The organism is Pseudonocardia sp. KRD291 (assembly GCF_019263595.1).
In the GTDB taxonomy this organism is placed as follows: domain Bacteria; phylum Actinomycetota; class Actinomycetes; order Mycobacteriales; family Pseudonocardiaceae; genus Pseudonocardia.
Map to the genome: position 1 here is coordinate 1 of NZ_JADQDD010000378.1, position 5,235 is coordinate 5,235.

General features: G+C 57.6%; 3 rRNA genes. All 3 read right to left on the reverse strand.

The annotated features are described in order from the left end of the window. Window positions 1–10 precede the first annotated feature (10 nt). The 3 genes from rrf to I4I78_RS30095 all read right to left on the reverse strand — a co-directional run bounded on the left by rrf (window position 11) and on the right by I4I78_RS30095 (window position 5,203). Window positions 11–127 (reverse strand): 5S ribosomal RNA (rrf, locus tag I4I78_RS30085). A gap of 140 nt (window positions 128–267) precedes the next feature. Further along, window positions 268–3,352: ribosomal RNA gene (locus I4I78_RS30090) — 23S ribosomal RNA — on the reverse strand. A 332-nt stretch (window positions 3,353–3,684) separates the two neighbouring features. Beyond that, window positions 3,685–5,203, reverse strand: a 16S ribosomal RNA gene (locus tag I4I78_RS30095). The 16S, 23S and 5S rRNA genes sit together here, the layout of an rRNA operon. Between the last annotated feature and the right edge of the window lie 32 nt (window positions 5,204–5,235).

Genomic DNA, 5,235 nt, shown 5'->3' on the forward strand with positions numbered 1-5,235 from the left:
TCACGTTGAATGTCGGCGACGACCTACTCTCCCACACCCTGTCGAGTGCAGTACCATCGGCGCAGGAAGGCTTAGCTACCGGGTTCGGAATGGGACCGGGCGTTTCCCTACCGCTATAACCACCGACAACACTATCAACTTATCTCAAACCCTCGAACAGACCACACAACCCACCACACTCAGCCACCCCCCGCCATTACGGAAAAGGGGTGACCGGATGGTCATGGTTGTGTGCTCAGGGTCACACAGTGGATGCGAACAACATGTTGTGGCAAGCCCTCGGCCTATTAGTACCGGTCAACTCCACCCCTCACAGGGCTTCCATCTCCGGCCTATCAACCCAGTCATCTACTGGGAGCCTTACCCACTCAAGGTGGTGGGAGACCTCATCTTGGAACGAGCTTCCCGCTTAGATGCCTTCAGCGGTTATCCCTTCCGAACATAGCCAACCAGCCATGCCCCTGGCGGGACAACTGGCACACCAGAGGTTCGTCCGTCCCGGTCCTCTCGTACTAGGGACAGCCTTCCTCAAGTCTCCAACGCGCGCGGCGGATAGGGACCGAACTGTCTCACGACGTTCTAAACCCAGCTCGCGTACCGCTTTAATGGGCGAACAGCCCAACCCTTGGGACCTACTCCAGCCCCAGGATGCGACGAGCCGACATCGAGGTGCCAAACCATGCCGTCGATATGGACTCTTGGGCAAGATCAGCCTGTTATCCCCGGGGTACCTTTTATCCGTTGAGCGACACCCCTTCCACCAGGTGGTGCCGGATCACTAGTCCCGACTTTCGTCCCTGCTCGACCCGTCAGTCTCACAGTCAAGCTCCCTTGTGCACTTACACTCAACACCTGATTGCCAACCAGGCTGAGGGAACCTTTGGGCGCCTCCGTTACTCTTTGGGAGGCAACCGCCCCAGTTAAACTACCCACCAGGCACTGTCCCTGAACCAGATCATGGCCCGAGGTTAAGACACCCAATTCGACCAGAGTGGTATTTCAACAATGACTCCACAACCACTAGCGTGACCGCTTCACAGTCTCCCACCTATCCTACACAAGCCGAACCGAGCATCAATACCAAGCTATAGTAAAGGTCCCGGGGTCTTTCCGTCCTGCCGCGCGTAACGAGCATCTTTACTCGTAATGCAATTTCGCCGAGTCTGTGGTCGAGACAGCGCCCAAGTCGTTACGCCATTCGTGCAGGTCGGAACTTACCCGACAAGGAATTTCGCTACCTTAGGATGGTTATAGTTACCACCGCCGTTTACTGGCGCTTAAATTCTCCGCTTCACCCCACAAGGGAGTTAACAGGTCCTCTTAACGTTCCAGCACCGGGCAGGCGTCAGTCCGTATACATCGTCTTGCGACTTCGCACGGACCTGTGTTTTTAGTAAACAGTCGCTTGGGCCTGGTCTCTGCGACCACCCACCCCTAGCTCGCAAGGAGCTTCAGGACAGATGGCCCCCCTTCTCCCGAAGTTACGGGGGGATTTTGCCGAATTCCTTAACCACAGTTCGCTCGATCGCCTCGGTATTCTCTACCTGACCACCTGTGTCGGTTTGGGGTACGGGCCGCAACAGCACTCACTAGAGGCTTTTCTCGACAGCATGGGATCACCCTACTTCGCCTCAATCGGCTACGCGTCACCTCTCACCCTTCATGACCCCCGGATTTACCTAGGAATCGGGCTACAGGCTTACACCACGACAACCAACGCGTGGCGAGGCTACCCTCCTGCGTCACCCCATCGCTTGCCTACTACCGGATCGGATCCCACGCTCCCCCACCAACAGACCCGAAGGTCCAAAAGTGGGTTCGGATGGTTAGCATCACCGGCCCCAGCATGGACGCACTATCACGAGCACGGGAATATCAACCCGTTATCCATCGACTACGCCTGACGGCCTCGCCTTAGGTCCCGGCTCACCCTGGGCGGAACAACCTGGCCCAGGAACCCTTGGTCATCCGGCGGCAGAGATTCTCACTCTGCATTCGCTACTCATGCCTGCATTCTCACTCCCACACCCTCCACCCATAAGTCACCCCTGGGCTTCACCAGATGCAGGACGCTCCCCTACCCAACAAGAACAAAGTTCTCATTGCCACAGCTTCGGCGGTGCGCTTGAGCCCCGCTACATTGTCGGCGCAGGACCACTTGACCAGTGAGCTATTACGCACTCTTTCAAGGGTGGCTGCTTCTAAGCCAACCTCCTGGTTGTCTCGGCGATCCCACATCCTTTCCCACTTAGCGCACGCTTAGGGGCCTTAGCTGGTGATCTGGGCTGTTTCCCTCTCGACCATGAAGCTTATCCCCCACAGTCTCACTGCCGCGCTCTCACTCACCGGCATTCGGAGTTTGGCTGACTTCAGTAAGCTTGTCGGCCCCCTAGGCCATCCAGTGCTCTACCTCCGGTGAGAAACACACGACGCTGCACCTAAATGCATTTCGGGGAGAACCAGCTATCACGGAGTTTGATTGGCCTTTCACCCCTACCCACAGCTCATCCCCCAGGTTTTCAACCCTGGTGGGTTCGGGCCTCCACGACGTCTTACCGACGCTTCACCCTGGCCATGGGTAGATCACTCCGCTTCGGGTCTACACCCCGCGACTCAACCGCCCTATTCGGACTCGCTTTCGCTACGGCTACCCCACACAGGTTAACCTCGCCACGAAGCATAACTCGCAGGCTCATTCTTCAAAAGGCACGCCATCACCCCAAAAGGCTCTGACGGCTTGTAAGCACACGGTTTCAAGTACTATTTCACTCCCCTCCCGGGGTACTTTTCACCTTTCCCTCACGGTACTTGTCCGCTATCGGTCATCAGGTAGTATTTAGGCTTAGCGGGTGGTCCCGCCAGATTCACAGCAAATTCCACGAGCTCGCTGCTACTCGGGAACACCATCCACAACCACACGCATGTTTTCGCGTACGGGGCTCTCACCCACTACGGCCACCCATCCCAGAGATGTTCCGCTAACACACGCAATGAACTGTCCCAATCACGGCAGTGACTGAACGATGACGTCCCACAACCCCGCACCCGCAACACCTGCCGGCTTGACACGGACACGGTTTAGCCTCTTCCGCTTTCGCTCGCCACTACTCACGGAATCACTATTGTTTTCTCTTCCTGTGGGTACTGAGATGTTTCACTTCCCCACGTTCCCTCCACGCACCCTATGAATTCAGGTACGGGTAACGCCCCATGACGGGCGCTGGGTTTCCCCATTCGGACACCCTCGGATCACAGCTCGGTTGACAGCTCCCCGAGGCCTATCGCGGCCTCCCACGTCCTTCATCGGCTCCTGATGCCCAGGTATCCACCATGTGCTCTTAACAACTTGACCACAACAAGATGCTCGCATCCACTATGCAACACTCAACACACAACCACACACCAGCACCCGCAAGCACCACACCCACACGGGGAGCGTTAGCCAACCAGTAACCAGCAGTGATCCAGAAAAGACAACAAGTGTCTCCTCAGGACCCAACAGTGTGCCGAACCGCCCCACCCGCAGGCAGAGCACTGAACAATTTGAGTTCAACGTTTCGTTTTTTGTGTTCCACCCAGCCACCCGCCAACCCGAAGGTCGGGGGTGGAATCGTGAAAAGGAGAACCAACCACCAGGGGCAAACCCTGACAGCGGTCACCCTCACCATTCGGTGAGCTCCTTAGAAAGGAGGTGATCCAGCCGCACCTTCCGGTACGGCTACCTTGTTACGACTTCGTCCCAATCGCCAGTCCCACCTTCGACGACTCCCTCCCACAAGGGGTTAGGCCGCCGGCTTCGGGTGTTACCAACTTTCGTGACGTGACGGGCGGTGTGTACAAGGCCCGGGAACGTATTCACCGCAGCATTGCTGATCTGCGATTACTAGCGACTCCAACTTCACGGGGTCGAGTTGCAGACCCCGATCCGAACTGAGACAAGCTTTAAGGGATTCGCTCCACCTCGCGGTCTCGCAGCCCTCTGTACTTGCCATTGTAGCATGTGTGAAGCCCTGGACATAAGGGGCATGATGACTTGACGTCATCCCCACCTTCCTCCGAGTTGACCCCGGCAGTCTCCCATGAGTCCCCGCCATAACGCGCTGGCAACATGGAACAGGGGTTGCGCTCGTTGCGGGACTTAACCCAACATCTCACGACACGAGCTGACGACAGCCATGCACCACCTGCACACCAACCACAAGGGAAACCTGATCTCTCAGGCTGTCTGGTGCATGTCAAACCCAGGTAAGGTTCTTCGCGTTGCATCGAATTAATCCACATGCTCCGCCGCTTGTGCGGGCCCCCGTCAATTCCTTTGAGTTTTAGCCTTGCGGCCGTACTCCCCAGGCGGGGCGCTTAATGCGTTAGCTGCGGCACAGAGACCGTGGAATGGCCCCCACACCTAGCGCCCACCGTTTACGGCGTGGACTACCAGGGTATCTAATCCTGTTCGCTCCCCACGCTTTCGCTCCTCAGCGTCAGTATCGGCCCAGAGACCCGCCTTCGCCACCGGTGTTCCTCCTGATATCTGCGCATTTCACCGCTACACCAGGAATTCCAGTCTCCCCTGCCGAACTCAAGTCATGCCCGTATCGACCGCACGCTCAGGGTTAAGCCCCAAGTTTTCACGATCGACGCGACAGACCGCCTACGAGCTCTTTACGCCCAATAATTCCGGACAACGCTCGCACCCTACGTATTACCGCGGCTGCTGGCACGTAGTTGGCCGGTGCTTCTTCTACCGGTACCGTCACTCTCGCTTCGTCCCGGTCGAAAGAGGTTTACAACCCGAAGGCCGTCATCCCCCACGCGGCGTCGCTGCGTCAGGCTTCCGCCCATTGCGCAATATTCCCCACTGCTGCCTCCCGTAGGAGTCTGGGCCGTGTCTCAGTCCCAGTGTGGCCGGTCGCCCTCTCAGGCCGGCTACCCGTCACCGCCTTGGTAGGCCATCACCCCACCAACAAGCTGATAGGCCGCGGGCCCATCCCCAGCCGAAAAACTTTCCACCACACGCCATGCGACGCGAGGTCATATCCGGTATTAGACCCAGTTTCCCGGGCTTATCCCAGAGCTGAGGGCAGGTCACCCACGTGTTACTCACCCGTTCGCCGCTCGTGTACCCCGAAGGGCCTTACCGCTCGACTTGCATGTGTTAAGCACGCCGCCAGCGTTCGTCCTGAGCCAGGATCAAACTCTCCAACTAAACCCTGACAAACACCACAACCAACCGACGAG